Source organism: Nonomuraea sp. NPDC005650, from assembly GCF_040605375.1.
In the GTDB taxonomy this organism is placed as follows: domain Bacteria; phylum Actinomycetota; class Actinomycetes; order Streptosporangiales; family Streptosporangiaceae; genus Nonomuraea.
The window spans coordinates 374436-395278 of record NZ_JBEXCR010000003.1; the positions used below are offsets into that span (position 1 = coordinate 374436).

A 20843-nucleotide genomic window follows, 5' to 3' on the forward strand; every position below is an offset into this window, starting at 1 on the left:
AGAACCCCTTCCCGCTCACCCGGCCCTGCCCACCGCCCGCCAGGGCGCGGGCGGTGGGCAGGAGGGCCAGGTCAGGCGGGGCGGCGGGTTTGGACGACGTGGAAGCGGCCCGCCACATAGCCCGGGTCCGTGAGGGAGGCCGTGGCGGCCGGGTTGGCGCCCGTGCCGTGGTAGTCGCTGAAGGCCGCCGACTGGTTGACGAAGACGCCGCCCGTCAGGTTGCACGACAGGTTGACCCCCGCGTCGACGGCGGCGCGTTCGGCCTGGTCGAGCACCTCGGCGGAGGTCGAGTAGGCGGCGGCCGTGAGCGCCCCGCGCGCCTTGATCGTGCGGCGCAGCACGTCGAGGCTCTCCTGCGTCGACCCGGTCGGGATGACGAACGCGATCGGCCCGAAATGCTCCCGCCCGTAGACGCCGGAGTCGTCCGGCGAGACCTTCACGATCACCGGCGTCCGCACCACCGCGTCCGGGAAGCCCGGGTGCTTGACGGCCCGCGACTCCAGCACGACCTCGCCCAGCGACGGCGCGGCCTCCACCCGGGCCAGCACGTCGGGGTTGACGATGGCCCCGGTCAGCTCCACCGCGCGGGCGTCGTCGCCGAGCAGCTTGCCGACGGCGCCCGCCAGCCCGGCGCAGACCTCCTCGAAGCTCTTGTGCCCCTCGTCGGTCTCGATCCCGTCGGCCGGCACGAGGATGTTCTGGGGCGCCGTGCACATCTGCCCGCTGTAGAGCGACAGCGAGAACGCCAGGTTGCCCAGCATGCCGCGCCAGGAGTCGGTCGAGTCGACGACGATCGCGTTGACCCCCGCCTTCTCGGTGTGCACGAGCGCCTGCCGCGCGTTCTGCTCCAGCCAGTCGCCGAACTCCGTGGAGCCGGTGAAGTCGACGATGCGGATGTCGGGGTGGGTGGCGAGCGTCTTGGCCAGCCCCTGCCCCTCCTCCACCGCGAGCGAGACCAGCCCGGGGTCGAAGCCCGCCTCGGCCAGCACCTCGCGGGCGATCTGCACGGTGATGGCCAGCGGCAGCACCGCCCGCGGATGGGGCTTGACGATCACCGGGTTGCCGGTGACGAGCGAGGCGAACAGCCCCGGGTAGGCGTTCCAGGTCGGGAACGTGTTGCAGCCGATCACCAGCGCGACGCCCCGGGGCACGACCGTGAAGCGCTTGTCCATGACCAGCGGCTCGCCCTTGGCCGGCTTTTCCCAGCGGGCGCTCGCGGCCGAGGAGGTCATGGCGGCGTAGCCGTACGCGATGGCCTCCAGGGCGCGGTCCTGCGCGTGCGGCCCGCCCGCCTGGAAGGCCATCACGAACGCCTGCCCGGTCGTGTGCTGCACCGCGTTGGCCAGCTCGAAGCTGCGCCGGTTGATCCGGTCGACGATCTCGACGCAGGCCAGCGCGCGGGCCTCGGGCCCGGCGTCGCGCCAGGCGGGCAGCGCCGCCTTCGCCGCGGCGATCAGGTCGTCCACGAGCGGCTGCGGGTAGGTGACGCCGAGGTCGATGCCGTACGGGGACCGCTCGGCGCCGATCCAGGACCCGGTGCCCGGCTGGTCGAGGGGGAACGGCTTGCCGAGGTAGGACTCGAACGCCTCCTTGCCCCGCTCGGCCGCCCCCTCGCCGTAGACGCGCGGGCTCGGCGACTCGGGGTAGGCACTCCAGTATCCCCGCTCGGCGATGGCGGAAAGCGCCTTCTCCAGAGTCTCGCGGTGCTGCTCGAACATGGTGTTCACCCTCTTGACAGGATGGTCCGGACGGTGAAGTGTTTACCGAACATTCGGTCAGTTGACAAGGGAGACTTGCGTTGGAGAGCGCGCGTCGCATGATGGACGCCGACACCGCCTCCGCCGCCCTGGGCATCGAGCTGACGGAGCTGGGCGCGGGCCGGGCGGTGTGCCGGATGACCGTGACCGGCCAGATGATCAACGGGCACGACCTGTGCCACGGCGGCTACGTGTTCCTGCTGGCCGACACGGCGTTCGCCTGCGCCTGCAACAGCCACGGCCCGGTGACGGTGGCGGCGGGCGCGGAGATCACGTTCGTCTCCCCGGCCCGCGCGGGCGACGTGCTGGTGGCCGAGGCCGCCGAGCGCACCCGCTACGGCCGCAGCGGCATCTACGACATCACGGTGCGCGGAGCCGACGGCCGGGTGGTCGCGGAGTTCCGCGGCCGCAGCAGAGAGCTGAGACAGGTGGAGGGCTGATGAGACTCGGCGATCCCCCCGCGCCGGACGACCTCGACCCCATCGAGCGGGTGTCACGCGACGAGCTCATGGCGATCCAGCTGGAACGCCTCCAATGGACACTCACCCACGCATACCAAAATGTGCCGATTTATCGGCATAAATTTGATGAGGCGGGGGTGCATCCGGGCGACTGCAAGGAGCTCGGTGACCTGGCGAAATTCCCCTTCACCACCAAGCAGGACCTGCGCGAGCACTACCCGTTCGGCATGTTCGCCGTCCCGCGCGAGCAGGTGGCCAGGATCCACGCCTCCAGCGGCACCACGGGCAGGCCCACCGTGGTCGGCTACACCAGGCGCGACCTGGACGTCTGGGCGGACGTCATGGCCCGCTCCATCCGCGCCTCCGGCGGCCGGCCCGGCGACATCGTGCACGTGGCCTACGGGTACGGCCTGTTCACCGGCGGCCTGGGCGCCCACTACGGGGCCGAGCGGCTGGGCTGCACGGTGGTGCCGGTCTCCGGCGGCATGACGCCCCGGCAGGTCCGGCTGATCACCGACTTCCGGCCCGACATCGTCATGGTCACGCCGTCGTACATGCTGGCCCTGCTGGACGAGTTCGAGCGGCAGGGCCTGGACCCCCGCGCGTCCTCGCCCCGGATCGGGATCTTCGGCGCCGAGCCCTGGACCGAGCGGATGCGCACGGAGCTCGAGGACCGCTTCGACCTGCACGCCGTGGACATCTACGGCCTGTCGGAGGTGATCGGCCCCGGCGTCGCGAACGAGTGCGTCGAGACCAAGGACGGCCTGCACGTCTGGGAGGACCACTTCTACCCGGAGACCGTCGACCCCTTCACGAGTGAGCCCGCGCAGGCCGGCGAGCTGGTCTTCACCAGCCTCACCAAGGAGGCCATGCCGGTCGTCCGCTACCGCACCGGCGACCTGACCAGGCTGCTGCCGGGCACCGCCAGGCCCGCGTTCCGGCGCATGGAGAAGGTGACCGGCCGCACCGACGACATGATCGTCCTGCGCGGCGTGAACGTGTTCCCGACCCAGATCGAGGAGCTGGTGCTGCGTACGGAGGGTCTGTCGCCCCACTTCCAGCTCCTCCTGACCAGGCCCCGGCGGCTCGACGTGATGACGGTCAGGGTCGAGGCCCGTCCCGGCTTCGCCCGCCGCGCCGAGGCCGGAGAGATGCTGTGCCAGGCCGTCAAGGACACCGTCGGCGTGAGCGTGGAGGTCGAGGTGGTGGACCCGGAGACGCTGGAGCGTTCGGTCGGCAAGCTCCGACGAGTCATCGACAAGCGGGATAATTGAGACATGGCCCCTCCAACTCCCACCCGCCAGCGCAAGCGCGGACACGACCCGGAGTCCGTGCTGTCCATCGCCGTCGGCGTCTTCAACGAGCGCGGCTACGACGGGACGAGCATGGAGGATCTGGCCAGGGCGCTCGGCGTGACCAAGTCGGCCATCTACTATCACGTGCCGGGCAAGGAGCAGCTGCTGGGGCGGGCGCTGGATCGGGCGCTCGACGGGCTGTTCGCGGTGGTGACCGACGAGCGGGCCGCCTCGGGCCCCGCGATCGAGCGGCTGGAGTGGGCCGTACGGGAGAGCGTGCGCATCCTCGTGGACCGACTGCCGTACGTGACGCTGCTGCTGCGGGTGCGCGGCAACAGCCGGACCGAGCAGGCGGCGCTGGAGCGGCGGCGGGAGTTCGACGGGTTCATCAGCCACCTGGTCAAGGAGGCGGCGGCGGAGGGCAGCATCCGGCCGGACGTGGATCCGGCGCTGGTGACGCGGCTGCTGTTCGGGACGGTGAACTCGATCACCGAGTGGTACAAACCGGCGCGCGGGGCCTCGGCGGACGACCTGGCCGACGCGCTGCTCAAGATGACCTTCAGCGGCCTACGGGTCTAACGACTCCCGCCGCTGGGGCTCGACCTGGGGCGTCTCCTCGGACCCTTGGGGCAGCTTGACGCGCAGGTCGTTGCGTACGGCCTCGCCGAGCTTCTTCGTGGCGATGCGGTTGAGCGCGCCGCCCGCGATGGCCCCCGTGAGGAACGGGCCGAGCGTGGTCAGATGGCGGCCGAGCGTCCGGAGGAGGCGGTTGCGCAGGGCGGTCTTGGTGGCCGCGCCGAGCGCCAGCGAGACGGACGTGGGCGCGAGCGGGTCGATGCCGCGTTGCTTGGCCCACGCGGCCGTGAACGCGACCGCGCGCTGGGTGCCCGAGCCCTCGACGCGTACGCCGTAGACCTCGTGCAGCTCGGCCAGGAGCTTGACCTCGATGGCGGCGACGACGATGGTCTCGGCCACGAGCTGCGCGGGGGCGGAGAGCAGAAGGGGTGGCGCGGCGAACTCCGCCGCGGCGAGCGCTCCGCCGATGGCGCCGACCGTCATCGTGGCCTTCTGGGCGGTGCGCACCAGGTCGTCGGCGAGTTGCTCGCCGGTCAGGCCGTGATGGTGCTCGGAAAGGGTGTGCAGATCCCTGATCGGGATGCGAGGCGCGATGTTGAGAAAGACGTCCGCCAGCCAGCGGCCCCGGCCCGCGCCTTTGACGCGTGCCCTCTTCGCTCCGTCGGACAGTGCCCGGGCTAGTCGGCCGAGCAGCCTGCGCCGCTCGGCCGGCTCCAGCTCGCCGGGCGCGGTGAGCTTGCCTACGAGCTCGCCGACCTCGTTTTCGGGGCCGGCGACCTCGTTGTCTGGTTGCTTGTCCTGCTCAGGTACGGCCACGCGTTGCCTCCGTCCTCATGGTCGCGATCGCCCAAGGCCGGGTTGGTCTCCCCTACCCCGAGCTTGTCGCTCCAGTCGATTAGGCGGCGCACTCCCGGCAGACCTGCTGGCCGTTCTTCTCGGAGGCCAGCTGGCTGCGGTGGTGCACCAGGAAGCAGCGCGAGCAGGTGAACTCGTCGGCCTGGCGGGGGATCACCCGCAGGGAGAGCTCTTCGTTCGACAGGTCCGCACCGGGCAGCTCCAGCGACTCGGCCAGGTCGGTCTCGTCGATGTCGATGCTGCCAGACGACTTGTCGGTACGCCGCGCCTGCAGCTCCTGGAGGCTGTCCTCCCCCAGGTCGTCGTCTGTCTTGCGTGGGCTGTCGTAGTCGGTAGCCATTGTGCTTACTCCATCCCCCTCATCTATATGTCCTCGCGCTCATCGCGCGTCTTCTAACGTCCAGGAAGCCCATCTTGTGCCCGTTCCGCCGGGGAGATTTCCCATCGGTACCCCGCGGGAACGGACAACGAACCTCCCAACACGTCAGGGCCTGCTGCCGTCGGCAATGGTTAGCCAAATATGGCGAAACCCACAGCCTTGGCGCCATGCACCACCGTGTTCGACGGCACATCCAACCACATGTGCGGCGTGAATGAGACGCCCCCCACGCCTCAACACGGGCACCAACACGCGGATGAACGTGCCGGAGCGACACGATCTCAGCGTCCCGGAAGCCGAATGGTCACGACCAGCCCTCCACCATCGCGTGGCACCGCTGCCACATTTCCACCGTGCGCCTGAACCACCGCACGAACGATGGACAGCCCGAGCCCCGATCCCTTCGCCGAATCCACGCGGTCCGCGTTGAGTCTCCTGAAGGGCTCGAACAGGCTGTTCACCTCGTACGCCGGGACATGCTGCCCTGTGTTGGCCACCTGAACAACCAAGCCACCACCCGCCATTCCCGTCTGGATCCAGACTTTTCCGTTTTCGGGAATGTTGTACTTGACCGCGTTCTCCAGGAGGTTGCTGATCGACCGCTCCAGGAGCACCGGATCGCCTGTGGTAGGCGCGCTGACCAGTTCGGCCGTCACGGTTACCCCGTGCTCCTCGGCGAAGGCCGTCACCTGTTCCACGGCCGTCCGGGCGACTTCCTGGACATCGAGGGGTTTGCGTACGGCGAGTTCGCGCTCGCTCCTCGCCAGCAACAGCAGCCCCTCGATGAGCTTCTCGTTACGCGCGTTGACTTCGAGGAGGGTACGGCCGAGCGCTTTGAGATCCTCGGACGCCTCGGGATCGGACAGGGCGATCTCCAGGACGGTCCGGTTAATCGTGAGCGGGGTGCGCAATTCGTGGGAGGCGTTGGCCACGAATCTTCGCTGGGTGTCGAAGGCGACGTTGAGCCGGGTGAGCATGGCGTCGAACGTGTCGGCCAGCTCCCTCAGCTCGTCGTTGGGGCCCTTCAGGTCGATGCGCTGGTGGGCCAGGGTGCTCTCGGACAGCTTGCGCGCCGTCGCCGTCATCTGGGCCACCGGCCGCAGCGCCCGGTCGGCCACGAAGTAGCCGATCATCAGCGCCAGGATGGCGACGCCCATCAGCGCGAGGAGGGAGTTGCTGAACAGCGCGTCCCGCGCGTCCTGGATCGCCTGCTTGCGCAGCTTGTCCCAGAGGAGCTGGAACTGCTCGTTCACGGTGGGAGGCTGCCCCACCAGGTCGACGTTGGGCCACGCCGCGCTGAGCGCCGTCCCGACGATCACGTAGACCGACGCCAGCAGGACGGCGCCCGCGGCGAAGACGAACGCGCCATAGGTGAGCGTCAGCCGCCACCGGATGCTGACCTTGGCGGGCAGCTCCCTCATCCGCGCCATCGGTGTGCGCTGGACCTGCGGCTGCGCGGGCGGCGGTGGGCCGTCCCAGGCGGGCGGCCCGCTGGGCGGTGGCGCCTGCTGCACACGCGTCGCCTTCCTCGCCGAATGCGGGCTGATCATCGGATGCGTCGGCCCCGACTGTAGCTCCTCCGACCTCTCCGTCACGGGGCCACCCCCGCGACGGACGTGCGGCGTTCGATGACTCGCCGTTCAGTCACAATTTGTACCCAACCCCGGGCACAGTCTCGATCACCTGAGGCTCACCCAGCTTCTTCCGCAGCGTCATCATGGTCACGCGGACCACGTTCGTGAAGGGATCGATGTTCTCGTCCCAGGCCTTGTCCAGCAGGTCCTCCTGGCTGACCACGGCGCCCTCCGCGCGCATCAGCTCCTCCAGGACCGCGAACTCCTTCTTGGTCAGCACGACCTCCTTGCCGTCGCGCTCCACCAGCCGCTTGCCCGGGTCCAGCCGGATGCCGGCGCGCTCCAGGACGGGCGGCAGGGCCGGCGCGGAGCGGCGGCCGAGCGCGCGCACCCTGGCCACCAGCTCGATGAACACGAACGGCTTGGCCAGGTAGTCGTCGGCCCCCAGGCCGAGACCCTCCACCTTGTCGTCCACGTCGCCCGACGCGGTCAGCATCAGGATCCGCGAGGCGCTGCGCTGCTCCACCAGCCGCCGGCACACCTCGTCGCCGTGGACGACCGGCAGGTCGCGGTCCAGCACGATCACGTCGTAGTCGATGTAGGAGGTCCGCTCGAGGGCACCGCCCCCGTCGTAGGCGACGTCGACCGCCATGGCCTCGCGCCGCAGCCCGGTCGCGATCGCGTCGGCGAGCACCCGCTCATCCTCAACCACCAGCACCCGCACGCCTGATGCACCTCTCTCCGATTCTGGTCACTCATTCTGGCCACAGCCTCGATAAGCGCACGGTAAGGCATGTTCAGGGGTGGGTGACCCCCCGGTCAGGGGCAGGTGCACAAAATTCATGTTTCGGGGTGTGAGCAGCCGGGGTATGCCTGCGGGACACCCATTGCCCGGACATCACCCGGCAATGGCCGTACTTCGCCCCAAGAGCATGGATCGGACCCCAGAGAGTAGGTGAGATGGGCGAGTTCACGACCACGATCGAACACCGCCTCGACCAGGCTTATAAGGGCCTTCGGGAGGCCCGTAGCGTCGGCGACGAATACCTCGCTGACACGCTCACCGCCGAGATCGAAGACCTGCGCAGGCTGGCCGACGATCACGGCATCCCGCTGCCCCGCTGACCACGCGCGAACGGCCGGAGCCCGCGGGGGCTCCGGCCGTTCGCGTCGTGCGTCCCGTTCTTGTCAGGCGTCCCGCTCGCCTCAGGCGTCCCGCTCGGGGTCCAGCGCGGCGAGCAGGTCGTGCAGTTCCTCGAAGAGCCCCGGCGCCGCGCAGAGCGCGAACTCCGGGCTCACCGGCTTGCCGTGCAGCCCTTCGAGCCGGGCCCCCGCCTCGGTCGCGACCAGGCCGGCCGCGCCGTAGTCCCACGGATTGATGCCGCGCTCGTAGTAGGCGTCCACGCGGCCCGCCGCCAGCGAGCACAGGTCGATCGCGCACGAGCCGCCGCGCCTGATGTCCCGCACCCGGGGCAGCACCTCCGCGACCACCCGGCCCTGGACCGCGCGCCTGGCCACCGCGTAGCCGAACCCGGTCGCCACCAGCGCCTGCGCGAGCGGCACGCCCGTGTTGCAGCGCAGCCGCTCCGCGCCGAGCCAGGCGCCCTCGCCGAGCGCGGCGGTGTAGAGCTCGCCGCGGGCCGGCAGGTTGACGACCCCGGCCACGACCTGCCCGTTCACCTCGACGGCGATCGACACCGCCCAGTCCGGCAGGCCGTACAGGAAGTTGACGGTGCCGTCGATCGGGTCGACGACCCAGCGCACGTCCGACTCGCCGGGCTTCTCCCCGCCCTCCTCGCCGAGGATCCTGTCGCCGGGCCTGGCGGCGAGGATGCGCTCGCGGATGAGCTCCTCCGACGCCTTGTCCAGCGCGGTGACCACGTCGGTGGGGCTGGACTTGGTCTCGACCTCCTCGGACATCGTGGGCCGCTTGGCGAGCAGCATGTCGCCCGCCTCGCGCGCGATGTCCTCGGCCAGCCTCAGGAAGTCGGTCATCAGGCCACCGAGTCCGGACGCTTCCACTCCTCGCCGAGCACGTGCTGGGCGAGGAACGCGAACACGGTCTCGTACCAGGCGACGATGTTGCCCGGCTTGAGGATCCAGTGGTTCTCGTCGGGGAAGTACAGGAACTTCGAGTCGACCTCGCTGCGCCGCAGGTCCCACCAGAGCCGCAGGCCCTCGCCGATCGGCACGCGGTAGTCCTTGTCGCCGTGGATGACGAGCAGCGGCGTGGTGATCTTGTCGAGGGAGTTGTGCGGCGACAGGAGCTGGTAGCGCTCGGAGCCGGGCTCGCCGAACTCGCGCTGCCAGTACATGGAGGCGTCGGTGGTGCCGGCGAACTGGTCGAGGTTCCACAGTGACGCGTGGGTGACGATGGCCTTGTAGCGGTCGCTGTGGCCGGCGAGCCAGTTGGCCATGTAGCCGCCGTACGAGCCGCCCATCGCGCCGACGCGCTCGCCGTCGATGTCGTCCCTGGCCAGGGCCACGTCGACGATCGCGTCGAGGTCGGCCTGGGTGCGCGGGCCCCAGTTGCCCCAGCCGCGGTCGATCATCTCCTGCCCGTAACCGGTGGACAGGCACGGGTCCGGCATGAGCACGGCGTAGCCGCGCTGGGTCATGAGCCACACCTGCCAGCGCCACTGCCAGTCGTTCCACGAGGCGACCGGGCCGCCGTGGATCCACAGCACGAACGGCGCCGGCTGGTCGGCGGAGGCGCCTTCGGGCAGCGCGAGCCAGCCGCGGACCGTGGCACCGTCGTCGGCGGTGGCGGAGATCTCGGTCAGCGTGCCGGGCGCCTCGGGGCGCGGCCCGGGCGAGGGCAGGTCGGTGATCTCGCCGGTGGCCACGTCGATCCTGGCCGGGCCGGGGGCCAGGCCGATGCCGCTGCGCAGCGCGTAGACGAAGCGGCCGTCGGAGGAGGCGTTGAGCCCGACGTACGCGGCGTCGTCCTGGGTGAGCCTGCCGCTCTCCCCGTCCAGCGGGACGCGGAAGACCGGGCGGCGGCCCTGGTGGTCGGCCACGATGTAGACGGCCGAGGAGTCCGGCGCCCACTCGGCGTCCGCGGGGAACAGGTCGGGCGCGTACGCGCGGCCCTCGCCGGTGGCCAGGTCGGCGATCCACAGCTCGCTGCGCGCCGAGACCTCCAGCCCCGTGAACCGCTCGCGGGCGCAGGCCACCTTGGAGCCGTCGGGCGAGATCGCGAGGGGTCCCGTGAAGTCGAAGCCGTCCTCGGTGAGCACGGTGCGCCGCTCGCCCGAGGCCACGTCGACGGCCACCAGGTCGGTGCGGCTCTCGCCCTTCGGCAGGTACGTGCGCCAGGTCGTGATCACCGTGGCGCCGTCCGGGCTCAGCTCGAACGAGGCGTCACGCAGCGCCTCGCCCGCGTCGGGGGTCAGGTCGCGCACGTCCTCCAGGCGGTCGTCGCCGAGCCTGGCGGCGAACAGCCTGGTGCGGCCGGGGCCCAGGTCGTGGTCCCAGAAGCGGATCGGGTAGCCCTCGTGCAGGATGGCGCTGATCCCGGCGTCCTTGCGGGCCTTGCGTTTGCCCTCCTCGGCGGCCTCCTCTCCGTCGAGCACGTCGGCGGAGAACACCACGACGTCGGCGGCCGTACGCATCCCGCCGATGCCGCCGGGGCGGGTGGCCACCTGGCGGGCCTCACCTCCCGCGCGGGGCAGCGACCAGAGCGCGGGCACCTCGTCGGAGGAGTCCTTGACGGTGGGGTCGGGGCGGGCGGAGGTGAACAGCACGTCGCCGGCGGCGGTGAAGACCGCGGCCGACTCGCCCTTGGCGGAGCGGGTCAGCCGGTAGGGCTCGCCGTCGACCGGGATCGCCCAGAGCGCGGTGCCGTAGGACTTGCCGTCGGGGTTGAGTGACTGGACCGTGGAGATCAACCTGGAGCCGTCTGGCGAGAGCTTCAGCGAGAGAACCCGGGGGATGGCCACGTAGTCGCGTATGTCATTGAATGCGCTCACTCAATCGAACCTACCTCGCGGCAGAGACCGCCCGCACTCCTGAATACTGTGGTCACGTGGGAACTTACGACGCTTTGCTGGTTCTGTCGTTCGGCGGTCCTGAGGGGCCCGACGACGTGCTGCCGTTCCTGGAGAACGTCGTGCGCGGCCGGGGCGTGCCGCGCGAGCGGCTGCTGGAGGTGGCCGAGCACTACCAGGGCTTCGGCGGGGTCAGCCCGATCAACCGGCAGAACCGCGACCTGGTCGAGGCGCTGCGCCCGATCGCCGGCGCGCCCGTCTACTGGGGCAACCGCAACTGGCACCCGTTCGGCGAGGACACCGTCCGGCAGATGAAGGCCGACGGGGTCAGGAAGGCGGCCGTGTTCGCGACCTCGGCGTTCGCGGGCTACTCCAGCTGCCGCCAGTACTACGAGGACATCTCCAGGATCTCCGTCGAGGACGGCCCCGAGCTGGTCAAGATGCGCCACTTCGGCGACCACCCGGGGTTCGTGGCCGCGATGGCCGACCACACGCGGGCCGCGCTCGAACGGCTCGGCCGCGACGACGCCAGGCTGGTGTTCACCGCCCACAGCATCCCGGTCTCCATGGCCGAGACCGCGGGCCCCTCGGGCGGCCTGTACGAGGCGCAGCTCCGCAGGAGCGCCGAGCTGGTCAACCAGGCGCTCGGCCGCACCGGGCCGTGGGACCTGGTGTGGCAGTCGCGCAGCGGCCCGCCGCAGGTCCCGTGGCTGGAGCCGGACGTCTGCGACCATCTGCGCAAGACGGACGCCCGCTCGGTCGTGCTGGTGCCGATCGGGTTCGTCTCCGACCACATGGAGGTCGTCTACGACCTCGACACCGAGGCCAGGCAGGTGGCCGCCGAGCTGGGGCTGCCCTTGGAGCGGGCGGCGACCGCCGGCACGCACCCGCGCTTCGTCCAGATGGTGCGCGAGCTGATGGACGAGCCCGAGCCCGTCCCGTGCGCGCTCACCTGCTGCCCCGCTCCCCGCAGGCGTCCTCAGGCGTAAGTGCGGGCGTAGGCCGCGGCGATCCCCATGACCTTGTTCACGTAGTCCCACGAGTGGTTGTAGAACCAGATCGCCTTGCGCAGCTTCTCGCCGCCCCGGCCCGCGCCGTTGGCACACAGGTAGTTGGCGGCGCCGGGCACCGCGTCGTACGGGCTCCAGATGTCGGACTTGCCGTCCCCGTCGCCGTCCACGCCGTAGTGCTTCCAGGTGGCGGGCATGAACTGCATCGGCCCGAGCGCGCCCGCGCTGGACGGGCCGTTGTTGCGCCCGTGGCTGCTCTCCACCTGCCCGATCGCCGCCAGCACCGTCCATGACAGCCCCGGGCAGCGGGTGGCCGCGGCCTTGTACAGGTCCAGGTAGCTGCCGGGGCGGCCCACGTTCACCGTCGTCTGCGGCTTCTGCTGCTTCGGCGTACGGTGCGCCGCGTCCAGCATGACGACCTGCGAGCCCTTGCCGAGCACCTTGCGCACCCCGGCCTCGCTGATCTTGCCGGCCTTGCCGTGCAGCAGCACCGCGACCCCCGGCGCGAACCCCAGCGACCTGCCCAGGTCCGCGCTCACCAGCCCGTCCACGCCCATGAGCCCGAGCGTGGCCGAGGCCGCCACGCGCAGCCTGGGACCGCCGTCCACCTGGTACATGCCGCCCAGGATCATCCCGAACTTGCGCATCGAGCCCGCGTCGGCCACCAGCTCGCCCCTGGCCAGCGCGCTCCACACGGCGGGCTGGTCGGCGACGGGCTGCGGCGTCCAGGAGCGGAAGCCGGCCGGGTCGACGGCCAGCAGGTTCAGGGCGGTGCCGGCCACCTTGACCGCGCCCGCGTCCACCACGGTCACCTTCTGCACGTGCTTCAGCCCGCTGAGCGCGAACCTCGCCTTCTTCGGCACCGACCCCGCGGCGATGGCCAGCACGCGCGGCGGCGTCGCGGTGACCCCGGGGCCGCCCTGGCCGAAGTCCTTGACCGGTTCGGCCGTGGGCACGAGCCGGTCGAGCCGCGGCGAGGGCTGCTGCGGCCGCTGCGTGGGCTTCCTGCGCACGGGCTCATTCGCCGTTTTGACCAGGTCATCGCCCAGGATCACGACGACGCCGCCGGCCATGGCCGTGACCACGAGGACGGCGGCGACCATGAGTATGACCGCACGGAACGAGGGAAGACCGGACACTCGGGACACGTTAACCCACTCGCCCGCTAAATCACTTGCCATCCGGACATACGGTGCGTCATGGTTAGCTGGCTTAAGTAAGGGGGAAACGGCGTGGTCGGGCCTTACCGGGGATTGTTCGACGGGCCCGGCGTCAAGTGGTTCGTCCTGGCCGGATTCGTCGGGCGGATGCCGATGTCCATGCTCGGCATCGGGGTCGTGCTGCTGGTCTCCGCGCTCACCTCCTCGTACGCCACCGCGGGCGGCGTCGCCGCCATGACCAACCTGGCCTTCGCCGTGGCCGCCCCCATGTCGGGCCGCCTCGTGGACAGGTTCGGGCAGAGCCGGGTGATCCCGCCGTTCACCGTCGTCAACGCGCTCGCGCTGGTCTCGCTGATGCTGTGCGCCGGGTTCGGCCTGCCCGACTGGACGCTGTACGCCTCGGGCCTGCTCGTGGGAGGCACCTCGCTGTCACTGGGCTCGATGGTGCGGGCCCGCTGGTCGGTCATCCACGGCGGGTCGGCCAAGCTGCACACCGCGTTCGCCTTCGAGTCGGTGGTGGACGAGGTCATCTTCGTCACCGGGCCCGCGCTGGTCACGGTGCTGGCCACCGCCGTGAACCCGTACGCGGGGCTGATCGTGGCCCTGGTCTGCATGCTCCTCGGCGCCCTCGCGCTGGCGGCCCAGCGGCGCACCCAGCCGCCCGTGCAGCCGGTCAGGTCGGCGACGGGCACGCCCATCCTGATCCCCGGCATCGCCCTGCTGGCCTGCGTCTACCTGGCGCTGGGCGCCGTGTTCGGCTCCGTCGACCTGATCACGGTGGCCTTCGCCGAGGAGCACGGCGTGAAGGGCGCCGCCGGGTTCCTGCTGGCGTCGTTCGCGGGCGGGTCGATGGTGTCGGGGCTCTGGTTCGGGTCGAAGAACTGGAAGATCACGCTGCGCGGGCGGTTCGTGCGGACACTCGGGCTGTTCGTGGTGGGGCTCATCCCGATCATGTTCATCGGTGACGCGCGGATCATGGCGGCGGCGCTGTTCCTGGCCGGGTTCGCCATCTCGCCGACGCTCATCACGGGCTTCTCGCTCACCGAGCGGCTGGTGCCGCCGTCGCTGCTCACCGAGGGCATGGCGTGGATCTCGACCTCGATCGGGTTCGGCGTGGCGGTCGGCGCGTGGGCCGGCGGGCGGCTCACCGAGATGTTCGGCGCGTCCAACGCGTACGTCTTCTCCTGGGGTTCGGCGATCCTCGCCGCGGTCGTCGGCATCGGAGGTTCGGGTTTGCTGAGACTTCCCGAGGCGCCTTCACCCGCCAAGAGTTGATCCGCTACGGTCGGGAGATCCCTCGCAACACCCCTCTCATTGGAAGCATTACCTATGTCCCGACAAATCAGTTCACTTCTAGCTATCGCGGCTGTTTGCGTCACTCTGGCCCCGGCGCCCGCCTTCGCCCAGGCGCCGAAGAAGGCACCCGTCGACTGCGAGCAGGTCAAGTGCATCGCGCTGACCTTCGACGACGGGCCGGGCCAGTACGCGGGAACGCTGCTCGACACGCTGAAGAAGTACGACGCGAAGGCGACGTTCTTCCTCGAGGGCCAGTACGTCAAGAGCCGCCCGGCCTTCGTCAAGCGCATGGTCGCCGAGGGCCACGAGGTCGGCAACCACAGCTACAGCCACCCCGACTTCACCAAGGCCGAGGCCGGCACCATCAGGAACGAGATCAAGAAGACGCAGGACGCGGTCAAGAAGGCGGCGGGCGTCGAGCCCAAGCTGCTGCGCCCGCCGTACGGGCTGGCCGACCTGCAGGTCGCGGACGTCGCCACCGAGTTCGGCATGCCGATGATCCTGTGGACCGCCGGCTCCGAGGACTGGTCCAGCAAGAACGTCGACGCCATCAAGAAGAAGACCATGGAGGTCGCGCAGCCCAACGGCATCATCCTGATGCACGACTGGGTGAAGCAGACCGTGGACGCGATGCCGGCCCTCGTCAAGTCGCTCCAGAAGAAGGGCTACCACCTCGTGACGGTGTCCGACATCGTCAAGGGGCAGGACCTGCAGCCCGGCGACATCTTCCCGGTTCCCGCCGGCTGGGAGAAGTGAGTATCGTTCGCGTCTAACCGAACGATGCTCTGGAGGGGGTGCTCATGGCGTTCGCGAACTGGGCGCGTAACCAGTCCGGCACCCCCGCCGAGGTCCGCACGCCGGCCTCGGTCGATGACGTCGTACGCGCCGTGCTGGACGCCGCCGCCTCGGGGCGGCGGGTCCGCATGGTCGGCACGGGCCACTCCTTCACCGGGGTGGCCCTCACCGACGGCGTCATGCTGCGCCCCGGCGCGCTCACCGGGGTCAGGTCATGGCGCGACGACCGCGTGACCGTGCTGGCCGGCACCCCGCTGCGCGTGCTGAACGAGCTGCTCGACGAGCGCGGCCTGGCCCTGGCGAACATGGGCGACATCACCGAGCAGACCGTCGCCGGCGCGATCCAGACCGGCACGCACGGCACCGGCCGCGACAGCGGCGGCCTCGCCGACCAGGTCGCCGAGCTGGAGCTGGTGCTGGCCGACGGCTCGGTGACGACCGCCGGGCCCGGCGAGGACCTGTTCGACGCGGCCAGGGTCGGGCTGGGGGCGCTCGGGGTGCTGACGGCCGTGACATTCCGGGTGGAGCCCGCGTTCCTGCTGCACAACCGGCGGCGCAAGCTGCCGCTCAGCGAGATGCTCGACTCGCTGGACGAGCTGACCTCGGCGAACGAGCACCTCGACTTCTTCTGGCTGCCGCACACCGACGCCTGCCTGGTCAAGACCAACAACCGCAGCGCGGGCCCGGCCCGGCCGCCGAGCGCGTTCCGGCACTGGCTGGACAACGTCTTCCTGGAGAACACCGTCTTCGGCGCGGCCTGCGCGCTCGGGGGCCGCTTCCCCGAGCTGATCCCACGGATCAACACCGTCAGCGCGGCGGCGCTCGGCGACTCGGAGTCGGTGGACACGTCGTACAAGATCTTCACGGCGCGGCGGGACGTGCGCTTCCTCGAGATGGAGTACGCAGTGCCGCGCGAACGCCTCGGCCAGGCGCTGCGCGAGACCAGGGACCTGATCGAGCGGATGGACTGGAAGATCACGTTCCCGGTGGAGGTGCGGGTCACGCCGCCCAGCGACGCGTGGCTGTCCACCGCGTACGGGCGGTCGTCGGCGTACATCGCCTGCCACATCTACCGGCCGACGCCCAACCCCGCGTACTTCGAGGGCGTGGAGGAGATCATGACGCGGCTGGACGGGCGGCCGCACTGGGGCAAGCTGCACACCAGGGACGCCTTCTACCTGAACAAGGTCTATCCCCGCTTCGCGGACTTCACGGCCCTGCGCGACCGGCTCGACCCAGGCCGCCTATTCGGCAATGAGTACCTGGATCTAGTGCTCGGCTAACGCATCGTTAGGTAAAGAGCTTGCTCGAAAACGTGTCCCGGGATCCGTGAGGGCCGTGTGTTGGGCATTCTCGTAACTCGTGCCCCGACGACTCGGCCTGCCCTCCGTTTACCTCGCCGCGGCCGTGGCCACCGCCGCCACGACCGCCGTTCCTCTCGCCATGACGCCCGCCTCCGGGTTCGCCCTGCGCCCCGCCCCCACCGAACCCACCCGGCCCTTCATCGTCACCGCACGCAGCCGCGGCGCCGCGCGCGATCTCGTCGGCGAGGTGCGCTGGCGGGTGCGGCGCTACTACACCGCCGCCCTGCCCGGGTTCGCCACCTTCCTCACCGCCGCCGAGCTGGCCGAGCTCCGGTCCGACCCGCGGGTGCTCGCGATCGAGCCCGACCGCGAGATCCGCCCCATGGTCCTCGGGAAACCCCGCCCGCTCTCCCGCTGGGCCACCGGCGCGGGCGCCACCGTGTACGTCGTGGACAGCGGCCTGGACACGGGCCGGGCCGAGTTCGGCGACCGGGCCTGGCGCGCCTTCGACGCCACCGGCGGCACCGGGCACGACTGCGCCGGCCACGGCACCGAGGTCGCCCGGCGCGTCCACACCGTGGCGCCCAAGGCCAGCATCGCCTCGGTACGGGTGCTCGGCTGCGGCTCGGGCACCCTGACCGACCTGCTCGCCGGGCTGGACTGGGTCGGCAGGCACGCCCACGGCCCCTCCGTCGCGAACCTGGCCGTCGACGGGTCCGACTCCCCCGCGCTCGACATCGCGACGCGCTCATTGGTGCGGTCGGGCGTCTTCGTGGTCGGGGCGGCCTCCACCGGCGCGTGCCGGACCACGCCCGGCGGTCAGGCGTTCTCCGATCACGCCCCGTATCTGGCCGGGGTCGCCGCCCGGTACCTGGAGCGCCATCCTGGCGCCGCGCCTTCTGTTCTGGCCTCTTGGCTGAAGTGCACGACACCACGGGGCGCGATTCGCCAGAATCCGTCAGGGGCCTCTAACCTCCACGTGCACAACGGCGGGCTCTAGAGGGATGGATTCGACGAATGTGACCGGCGTCACACCGTCCCGGGAGTATCCCAGGAAGGCGATGTTCGGACATGCCGGGTACGGTGCTGGCAGGCAACCGGCACACGCGAGAGACTCAAGGGTCCGGGGGAAGAATGGCGACGCTGACGAAGGGACTCGCATGCAGGAGCTCCGACTCGTCGCGGTGAGTGAGGACGGCACCTATCTCGTGCTGGCTACTGCCGGGCGAGGTACGCGCTTCACACTTCCCGTGGACGACCGGCTCCGTGCTGCCGTCCGCGGCAACTTCTCCCGTCTCGGCCAGTACGAGATCGAAGTGGAGAGTCCGTTGCGCCCCAAGGAGATCCAGGCACGCATCCGCGCCGGAGAGACGGCGGAGGAGATCGCGGCGACCGCCGGGATCCCGGTCGAGCGTGTCCGCTGGTTCGAGGGTCCGGTGCTGCAGGAGCGGGAGTACGTCGCGCAGCAGGCGCAACGGGTGGCGGTCCGCATGCCCGGTGAGTCGGCGCCCGGGCCCACCCTCGGCGACCTCGTCGCCGAGCGGCTGACCAGGCGCGGCGTGCCCACCGACGAGATCGACTGGGACTCCGCCAAGCGCGACGACGGGCTGTGGCGCGTCAAACTCGGCTACGTGTGGAACGGTCACACGCGCCACGCCGAGTGGCTGTTCGACCCGCGCAAGCGGCACGTGACGCCCCACGACGACGAGGCCATGCGGCTGTCGTCCGCCGACTTCGACCCGGATCCCGTCGTGGTCGAGGACACGACGGTGACCCCGTTCACGCCGCGGGTGGCCAAGCTGCAGCCGGTGCCGCCGCTGGCCCCCGTCCCTTCGGTGGTGCGGCGCGAGCCCGAGGAGCCCGCCGTGGGCTACAACCCGCCTCCCAGGTCGTCGGAGACGGCGTACGGCCGCGCCCCGGAAGCGGCGCCCCCGTTCGAGCGCGGCGCGCCTCCACGTGAGCCTGACGCCGCCAGAGAGGCGTCCTTCGACACGCCCGACCACGGCGAGCGCTACCACTCGGAGCCGCCCGCTCGCGAGACCGGCTATGCCCGCCCCGGCGACACCTCGTCCCGCCGCGGCGGGTCTTCGCCGTGGCTGCCCGACTTCGGCTCGGGCCGTCCCGCCGGGCGCGACGCGGACTCCATCTACGCCCCTGCCGCCCCGGTGGACTCCCGCACCTCTCCGCCGCCCGCCGTCGAGGAACCGCCCATCCAGGAGCGCCCTGCGGCCTTCCGCGAGCAGACCCCTGCCCCTTCTCAGCCGGCCCCGTTCCAGACGGCCCCGGCCGCGACGCCCTCCGCCCAGCCCCGGCCCATCGCGGAGCCCCAGCCGGCCGCCCGAGACCACTTCACCACCCCGGCCCAGCCCGCCACCCAGGACCGGCCCGCTGTCCAGGGTCAGCCCCTCACCCAGGGCCAGCCCGCTGCCTCTGGCCAGCCCGTTCCCGGGGAGCAGCTCGCGGCCCCGGATCGGCCCGCCTACCAGGACCACCAGCCGGCCTCCCAAGGCCAGCCGGTCACCCAGGCCCAGCCGATTACCCAGGGCCAGCCGGTCGCCCAGGGCCGCCCCGCCACCCAGGACGGGCCCGTCACCCACGACCGACCCGCTGTTCAGGGTCAGCCCGTCGCTCACGACCAGGCCGTCGCCTACGACCAGCCGGCTGCCCAAGGCCGGCCCGTCGCCCACGAGCGGCCTCCCGTCCAGGACCAGCCTGCCGCCCACGACCGGCCCGCTGCCCAGGACCAGCTGTCCGCCGAGGCCCCGCGTGTCGACCAGGCCCCGGCGACCGCCGCCGTGGAGTCGCCCGCGCTGCCCGAGCCCGCGCAGCCCGAGCCCGCGACGCCCGTCGCGCCGCAGCCGCCTGCCGCACCGGAGGCGTCCGCGGAGCCCGCTCAGGGCACCCCTGCCCACACCGAAGCGGCCAGTCGGCCAAGCGGCGCGGACCCGATCTCGGCCTCCGCGCCGACCACGGCCACCGAGCCCGTGGCGGCCCCGGAGCCGGTCGCGGCGCCCGAGCAAACGCCGGTCACGGAGCCGGTCACAGCCACCGAGCCGACGGCGACCACGCAGTCGGCCGCCGTCACCGAGCCCGCAGCGGCTTCCGAGTCGGCGGCCACCCAGCCAGCGGCCCCTGCGGAGCCGGCTGCGGTCGCCGAGCCGGCGCCCACCTCGAAGCCGACCACGGTCACCGAGCCGACGCCGGTCACCGAGTCGACGGCGCCCGCGGAGCCCGTAGCCTCCGCAGAGCCGACGACATCCACGGAGGCGACGACATCCACTCAGCCGGTGGCGTCCACGCAGCCGACGGCATCTGCGGAGCCGACGGCGGTCGCGGAGTCGGCGTCTACGCAGCCGACCGCATCTGCGGAACCGACTGCGGTCGCCGAGCCGGCGTCCGCCTCGGAACCGGCCACGGTCACCGAGTCGACGCCAGCCACCGAGGCGGTCGCGACCCCGGTCACCGACGCTGAGCCCGCGTCCTCGCCCGCACCCGCGACTGCGCCGGTCACCGCGCCGGTCTCTGAGGCCGCCTCCGCACCTGCCGACGCGCCCAGCGACGCGCCCGCCGACGCGGACACCACGCCAGCCGCTCCCACGGACGCCCAGGCCACCGACGCCGCCAAGGCCGAGACGCCAGCCAAGGCAGCGGACGCCACGGCCGACGCGCCCACCACCGAGCCGACGGCGACCGCGTCCGAGCCGACAGCGACCGTGCCCGATCCGACGGTGACCGTGCCCGAGGAGAAGGCAGCCCAGGCCGTACCGGACGCCAAGCCGCAGTCCGAAGACGCTCCTGAGGTCGCCGCGCCGGAGAAGGCCGCGAGCGCCACCGCACCGACGCCTGCTGTCATGGCGTCGAAGCCCCAGAGGGCGTCCGTGCCCGCGGCGCCCAGCCCGGCGAGCAGCGCCCGGCCCGCGGCTCCCGAGTCCAAGGGCACCGCCAAGCCCGCGACACTGGAACCCAAGGCCGCGCAGCCCGCAGCACCGGAACCCAAGGACGCCCAGTCCGCGGCGCCGGAGCCCGAGCCGACCGCGACCGAGCAGCCTGAGCAGCCGGCTCAGGAGGCCAAGCCGCCGGCGCCCGCTCCCAAGCCCAAGCCCACGGATCCCAAGACCGCTCCTGCGGTCCCGGCGGCGCGTTCCGGCAAGGACGCGTCCAAGGAGGAGCCGCCCGTCCCGGTGCCGTCTCCGCCGCCCGCTCCGGCGGCCCGCCAGGCGCGCAAGGGTTCGCGGGGCCGCCGGGCCTCCGTCCCGACCTGGGACGAGATCATGTTCGGCGCCCGCCGCCAGGATTGACCCGCCCAGGCCGGGAGACCGACCTTGGGCGGCGCGAAGAACCACGACCGCCCCTCGCCGAGAGATCGGCCTGGGGCGGCGCCAAAGGCACACG

The 20843-nt window shown here is 71.4% G+C and carries 18 protein-coding genes; 10 read left to right on the top strand and 8 right to left on the bottom strand.

The features are described 5' to 3' along the window. Positions 1–71 precede the first annotated feature (71 nt). Positions 72–1718, bottom strand: a complete 1647-nt coding sequence (gene paaN / locus ABZS69_RS07230) for a phenylacetic acid degradation protein PaaN (RefSeq protein WP_355367926.1) — start codon at positions 1716–1718, stop codon at positions 72–74. A 98-nt stretch (positions 1719–1816) separates the two neighbouring features. Here paaN and paaI point away from each other — a divergent pair, with 98 nt between their 5' ends. From paaI to ABZS69_RS07245, 3 genes are read left to right on the top strand one after another with little or no spacing between them, the layout of a single operon-like run. Next, positions 1817–2197, top strand: coding sequence for a hydroxyphenylacetyl-CoA thioesterase PaaI (paaI, locus tag ABZS69_RS07235; RefSeq protein WP_355368325.1), 381 nt, complete (start codon positions 1817–1819; stop codon positions 2195–2197). Continuing rightward, complete coding sequence (gene paaK / locus ABZS69_RS07240; protein WP_355367929.1) at positions 2197–3492, top strand: phenylacetate--CoA ligase PaaK; 1296 nt, start codon at positions 2197–2199, stop codon at positions 3490–3492. Before paaI ends, paaK begins: the two co-directional genes overlap by 1 nt. Positions 3493–3495: 3 nt before the next feature. Beyond that, entirely contained in the window at positions 3496–4092 is a 597-nt protein-coding gene (locus tag ABZS69_RS07245; protein ID WP_355367931.1) for a TetR/AcrR family transcriptional regulator, read from the top strand. Here the strand turns inward: ABZS69_RS07245 and ABZS69_RS07250 are convergent. The 4 genes from ABZS69_RS07250 to ABZS69_RS07265 all read right to left on the bottom strand — a co-directional run bounded on the left by ABZS69_RS07250 (position 4081) and on the right by ABZS69_RS07265 (position 7621). Continuing rightward, positions 4081–4905, bottom strand: coding sequence for a hypothetical protein (locus ABZS69_RS07250; RefSeq protein WP_355367934.1), 825 nt, complete (start codon positions 4903–4905; stop codon positions 4081–4083). The genes ABZS69_RS07245 and ABZS69_RS07250 overlap by 12 nt on opposite strands. Before the next feature lie 79 nt (positions 4906–4984). Beyond that, the gene (locus tag ABZS69_RS07255; protein WP_020542847.1) at positions 4985–5284 is read right to left on the bottom strand and encodes a DUF4193 domain-containing protein; all 300 of its coding nucleotides are present in this window, start codon (positions 5282–5284) and stop codon (positions 4985–4987) included. Between the two features lie 320 nt (positions 5285–5604). Further along, on the bottom strand, positions 5605–6837 hold the full coding sequence (locus tag ABZS69_RS07260) for an ATP-binding protein (protein WP_355367937.1): 1233 nt from the start codon (positions 6835–6837) through the stop codon (positions 5605–5607). Between the two features lie 130 nt (positions 6838–6967). Beyond that, positions 6968–7621, bottom strand: a complete 654-nt coding sequence (locus tag ABZS69_RS07265; RefSeq protein WP_125646423.1) for a response regulator transcription factor — start codon at positions 7619–7621, stop codon at positions 6968–6970. 236 nt (positions 7622–7857) lie between these two features. Between ABZS69_RS07265 and ABZS69_RS07270 the strand changes: the two genes are divergently transcribed. Beyond that, positions 7858–8022, top strand: coding sequence for a hypothetical protein (locus ABZS69_RS07270; RefSeq protein ID WP_165959788.1), 165 nt, complete (start codon positions 7858–7860; stop codon positions 8020–8022). Positions 8023–8103: 81 nt separating this feature from the next. On the opposite strand, the gene ABZS69_RS07275 is transcribed toward ABZS69_RS07270, so the two are convergent. Together ABZS69_RS07275 and ABZS69_RS07280 are read right to left on the bottom strand one after the other, a co-directional pair. Then, entirely contained in the window at positions 8104–8892 is a 789-nt protein-coding gene (locus ABZS69_RS07275; protein WP_355367941.1) for an inositol monophosphatase family protein, read from the bottom strand. Then, positions 8892–10868 carry a S9 family peptidase gene (locus ABZS69_RS07280; protein ID WP_355367944.1) on the bottom strand — a complete coding sequence of 659 codons (1977 nt, stop codon included), beginning with the start codon at positions 10866–10868 and terminating at the stop codon, positions 8892–8894. The genes ABZS69_RS07275 and ABZS69_RS07280 overlap by 1 nt, the downstream gene beginning before the upstream one ends. 56 nt (positions 10869–10924) lie before the next feature. Between ABZS69_RS07280 and ABZS69_RS07285 the strand changes: the two genes are divergently transcribed. Further along, positions 10925–11875 (top strand): ferrochelatase, encoded by a 951-nt coding sequence (locus tag ABZS69_RS07285; protein ID WP_355367947.1) that lies wholly within the window; start codon positions 10925–10927, stop codon positions 11873–11875. Here the strand turns inward: ABZS69_RS07285 and ABZS69_RS07290 are convergent. After that, the gene (locus ABZS69_RS07290; protein ID WP_355367950.1) at positions 11866–13035 is read right to left on the bottom strand and encodes a lytic murein transglycosylase; all 1170 of its coding nucleotides are present in this window, start codon (positions 13033–13035) and stop codon (positions 11866–11868) included. The two genes, ABZS69_RS07285 and ABZS69_RS07290, sit on opposite strands and share 10 nt — an antisense overlap. Before the next feature lie 93 nt (positions 13036–13128). Between ABZS69_RS07290 and ABZS69_RS07295 the strand changes: the two genes are divergently transcribed. From ABZS69_RS07295 to sepH, 5 genes are all read left to right on the top strand, one after another. Further along, positions 13129–14331 (top strand): MFS transporter, encoded by a 1203-nt coding sequence (locus ABZS69_RS07295; RefSeq protein ID WP_355367953.1) that lies wholly within the window; start codon positions 13129–13131, stop codon positions 14329–14331. Positions 14332–14385: 54 nt separating this feature from the next. Then, complete coding sequence (locus tag ABZS69_RS07300; protein ID WP_355367956.1) at positions 14386–15108, top strand: polysaccharide deacetylase family protein; 723 nt, start codon at positions 14386–14388, stop codon at positions 15106–15108. A gap of 44 nt (positions 15109–15152) precedes the next feature. Beyond that, positions 15153–16430 carry a D-arabinono-1,4-lactone oxidase gene (locus ABZS69_RS07305; RefSeq protein ID WP_355367959.1) on the top strand — a complete coding sequence of 426 codons (1278 nt, stop codon included), beginning with the start codon at positions 15153–15155 and terminating at the stop codon, positions 16428–16430. A 79-nt stretch (positions 16431–16509) separates the two neighbouring features. Further along, complete coding sequence (locus ABZS69_RS07310; protein ID WP_355367962.1) at positions 16510–17451, top strand: S8 family serine peptidase; 942 nt, start codon at positions 16510–16512, stop codon at positions 17449–17451. A gap of 160 nt (positions 17452–17611) precedes the next feature. Further along, positions 17612–20749, top strand: a complete 3138-nt coding sequence (gene sepH, locus ABZS69_RS07315; protein WP_355367965.1) for a septation protein SepH — start codon at positions 17612–17614, stop codon at positions 20747–20749. Positions 20750–20843: the final 94 nt, after the last annotated feature.

What these genes read in the sequence shown, in the direction of transcription:
- paaN (WP_355367926.1), bottom strand. Translation starts at nt 1,718, where the DNA reads ATGTTCGAGCAGCACCGCGAGACTCTGGAGAAGGCGCTTTCCGCCATC.
- paaI (WP_355368325.1), top strand. Translation starts at nt 1,817, where the DNA reads ATGATGGACGCCGACACCGCCTCCGCCGCCCTGGGCATCGAGCTGACG.
- paaK (WP_355367929.1), top strand. Translation starts at nt 2,197, where the DNA reads ATGAGACTCGGCGATCCCCCCGCGCCGGACGACCTCGACCCCATCGAG.
- ABZS69_RS07245 (WP_355367931.1), top strand. Translation starts at nt 3,496, where the DNA reads ATGGCCCCTCCAACTCCCACCCGCCAGCGCAAGCGCGGACACGACCCG.
- ABZS69_RS07255 (WP_020542847.1), bottom strand. Translation starts at nt 5,284, where the DNA reads ATGGCTACCGACTACGACAGCCCACGCAAGACAGACGACGACCTGGGG.
- ABZS69_RS07270 (WP_165959788.1), top strand. Translation starts at nt 7,858, where the DNA reads ATGGGCGAGTTCACGACCACGATCGAACACCGCCTCGACCAGGCTTAT.
- ABZS69_RS07275 (WP_355367941.1), bottom strand. Translation starts at nt 8,892, where the DNA reads ATGACCGACTTCCTGAGGCTGGCCGAGGACATCGCGCGCGAGGCGGGC.
- ABZS69_RS07300 (WP_355367956.1), top strand. Translation starts at nt 14,386, where the DNA reads ATGTCCCGACAAATCAGTTCACTTCTAGCTATCGCGGCTGTTTGCGTC.
- ABZS69_RS07305 (WP_355367959.1), top strand. Translation starts at nt 15,153, where the DNA reads ATGGCGTTCGCGAACTGGGCGCGTAACCAGTCCGGCACCCCCGCCGAG.
- sepH (WP_355367965.1), top strand. Translation starts at nt 17,612, where the DNA reads ATGCAGGAGCTCCGACTCGTCGCGGTGAGTGAGGACGGCACCTATCTC.